Source organism: Candidatus Margulisiibacteriota bacterium (genome assembly GCA_028715625.1).
GTDB lineage: Bacteria > Margulisbacteria > Riflemargulisbacteria > GWF2-35-9 > GWF2-35-9 > JAQURL01.
Genome location: JAQURL010000120.1, coordinates 1 through 3,147 on the forward strand (window position 1 = coordinate 1; position 3,147 = coordinate 3,147).

At 35.7% G+C, this 3,147-nt stretch carries 3 protein-coding genes; all 3 read left to right on the forward strand.

Annotated elements, in window-relative coordinates:
* Window positions 1-681: DnaB-like helicase C-terminal domain-containing protein (locus PHV30_12050; GenBank protein MDD5457744.1), on the forward strand; the 681-nt coding region annotated here is incomplete at its 5' end.
* A gap of 3 nt (window positions 682-684) precedes the next feature.
* Entirely contained in the window at window positions 685-2,160 is a 1,476-nt protein-coding gene (locus PHV30_12055) for an LptA/OstA family protein (protein ID MDD5457745.1), read from the forward strand.
* A gap of 3 nt (window positions 2,161-2,163) precedes the next feature.
* On the forward strand, window positions 2,164-3,126 hold the full coding sequence (locus PHV30_12060; protein ID MDD5457746.1) for a WYL domain-containing protein: 963 nt from the start codon (window positions 2,164-2,166) through the stop codon (window positions 3,124-3,126).
* The last annotated feature ends 21 nt before the right edge of the window (window positions 3,127-3,147 follow it).

Genomic DNA, 3,147 nt, shown 5'->3' on the forward strand with positions numbered 1-3,147 from the left:
AACATTGCTACCAATGTTGCAATCAGAGAAAAGAAAACAGTAGGCCTATTCAGCCTGGAAATGTCTAAAGAGTCTCTGGTGCAGCGTGTTATCTGTTCTGAAGCTGAAATAGATGCGAACAAGCTTAAAACCGGTAATCTGGGTGATAACGAATGGAAAAAACTGATGCGTTCTTTAGGTAAACTGGATGAAGCGAATATTTATATAGATGATACGCCAGGTATAAACGCTATGGAATTACGCGCTAAAGCCAGACGCATGAAAGCGGAGAAAGGTCTCGACCTGTTGATAGTTGATTATCTTCAATTAATGCAGGGAACCAAATTGCGCGTGGAAAACAGGACACAGGAAATATCCGAAATTGCCAGACTTTTAAAATCTATTGCGAGGGAGCTGCATGTTCCACTGATTGCCTTATCTCAGCTCAGCCGCGCTATTGAACAGCGCATGGATAAGCTCCCCAAGCTTAGCGACTTAAGAGAGTCCGGAGAAATCGAACAAACGGCAGATATCGTCATTTTTTTGCACAGAGAGGATTTTTATTCAGCTCAGGCCACACCAACCAGTTTGACAGACGTAATGGTAGCCAAACACAGGAATGGCCCCGTAGGAAAAACACAGCTTATCTTTCAGAAGGAATTTACAAAATTCAGGACCAAGGAAAATCAAATAGATACCTGATCAATGAACAAACTGATATTTTTTTTATTTGTTTTAGTTTCTTCTATCAGTTTTTGTTACGATATCACTTCCAATGAATTTGAGTTCGATATAACAGAAAACCGGATGCTTTTATCCAGCGATGTTCAAATCAAATCAGGCAGTTACAGTTTTTCTTCTGAAAAAGCTGTTATGGATATTGATAAAAATAAGATATTAATAGACGATCCTTTTAAAATAGAATACCTGAACCAGATAATGCGTGGTGAAAAAATGCAGTTGGATAATGATAATTCGGTGCTCACAGCTAACAATTTCGAACTGTATTTTTATAAATACACTTTAACAGGAGAGCAGGTAGAGGCAAAAGCCGGAGATGTAGTTATGGACAAGGTGCGGATCACATCCTGCCAGAATGGCAAAAGTCCTTTATTTTATTTGAGGAGCGATAAAGTTCATGTATACCCTCAACTAGGATTTCTGGTTGCTTTTAATTCTTTTTTCCATGTATTGGGGGTGCCTATCCTATATTTCCCAGCGTATTTTATGGGTGACAAGCGTTACGGAATTTTCGCCAACAATACACTGGTACCTGAATTCGGAAGCAATCAGGTCGAGGGAGCTTACGCACGGGAAAATCTGCCTTATTATTTTAATGAAGCGAACAATGGTTATATCCACCTGGCTTATGTAGAGAAATTCGGTTTCAAGGTAGGTGTCCAGCATTATACATTGCTGGATGCGGGTAAACATAAAATTTCCGCAGGTTATTTTTACGCCCCCAAACTAATCCAATGGAATTTTTTATATACAATGGCTCTATTTGATGAGTATGAACGCGATAAGTATTTTTTGTCTTTCCTGTTCAACCAGGAACAGATAGCCAAAAGAAACAGCAATATATATTTTTCTTATTATTTAAAGAATAATGAAATTATCAATAATCAGTTTGTGGATATTAAACCGGGCTGGAAAGTGTCTTCAATACTGAATATTAATGAGCATAATGATCTTCAGGCCGAATATGAAATGGCAGGTATTCAGGAAAACAGCTTGACCATGAACAACAGAATAGCATATAGCGCCCAGTTATTTTCCGATTATAAATTTAAAGACTTGCAGTTTAACAATATTTTAAGTTATATACGTTATGACTATCCCGGTTTTGATAATCTGTTACGCATGCAGAATAACATTATTCTGCAATATCCTGTATCTTTAATGCTGTTTACAATGGATTATGAGCATATGTTCCTTTTTTCCGGCTCTTCACCGTTTTTATATGATGTTTATCAAATTGACCCGATGGATAAAATAACTTTATCTGCAAAATTTCATTTTAATATTTTTGATTTTGAGTATAAAATTAAAAAAAGAATAAACGAAGATTTTTATTATAACAGACGCTATGAATTTACTCTGCCTTATGAGAAATGTCTGGACTTTAAAATATTTTGGGAAGATGTGGAGAAGGTTTTCGGCTTTGTTTTACAGATATAATATATGAACCAAAATAATTTTTTACGTATTATCGAGATAGACAAACTGATCAAGGATAAAAGTTATCCTAACTGTCAATTTTTGCAGGATCGGCTGAAGGTTTCCGAAAGAACCATTCTCAGGGATATTGATATTCTTAAGGAAGTTTTTCAGGCTCCTGTCAAATATTCAAAAAAATTTAACGGCTATTTTTACGGTGATGATAGTTTCATACTTAAGAATGTCAGCTTGGCAGAGGGAGATATCCTGGCAATGCTTATTGGCAAAAATGTTTTGAACTTATACAAAAATACTCCGTATTTCGAGGAACTGGAAAAAGCTTATAATAAAATCTCATTCATGCTTCCTGATTATGTATCTCTGGATGCCAAGGATATAGCACTTGTTTCACTGGAAATGCATAATGCCCTAAATATGGAAAAAAGCGGAATTAAAACCTTTAAAGTTTTAATTGAAGCCTTTCAGTCTCAACATAAAGTGAAAATCGTGATAAGAGACTTACTGGAAGGGAACAAGGTTATAAAAAGTCTGGTAAGCCCTGGAATTCTCAAGTTTCTTAATGGTACCTGGTATTTGCTGGGTTATGATCAGGACCAGAAAAAACTGAAATTTTTTAATATTTCCCGGATTATTAAAATCAGAAAAATGAAAGAAACTTATAAAGCAGAAGATATACAAAAATTGATCAGTCAGAGTGAACATAAACAGGTAAAAGAGGAAATCGTTAAGGTAAAAATAAAATTTAACAGTAAAATAGCAGATTTCGTATTAGACAGGTTCACCGATAATAATTATAAAACAAGCTATACACCGAAAGGTGAGCTGGTGGTGGAATTTCAGACTGGGGACATTGATACTATCTACTACTGGTTATTGTCGTTTGGTCCACAGGTAGAAATAATTGAACCGTTCACACTTCGCTCCAGGATCCGCAAAGACCTTATTTCCATGGTCACAATGTATTGAATTTAAGCTTTTACTTCTGTT

What these genes read in the sequence shown, in the direction of transcription:
- PHV30_12055 (MDD5457745.1), top strand. Translation starts at nt 685, where the DNA reads ATGAACAAACTGATATTTTTTTTATTTGTTTTAGTTTCTTCTATCAGT.
- PHV30_12060 (MDD5457746.1), top strand. Translation starts at nt 2,164, where the DNA reads ATGAACCAAAATAATTTTTTACGTATTATCGAGATAGACAAACTGATC.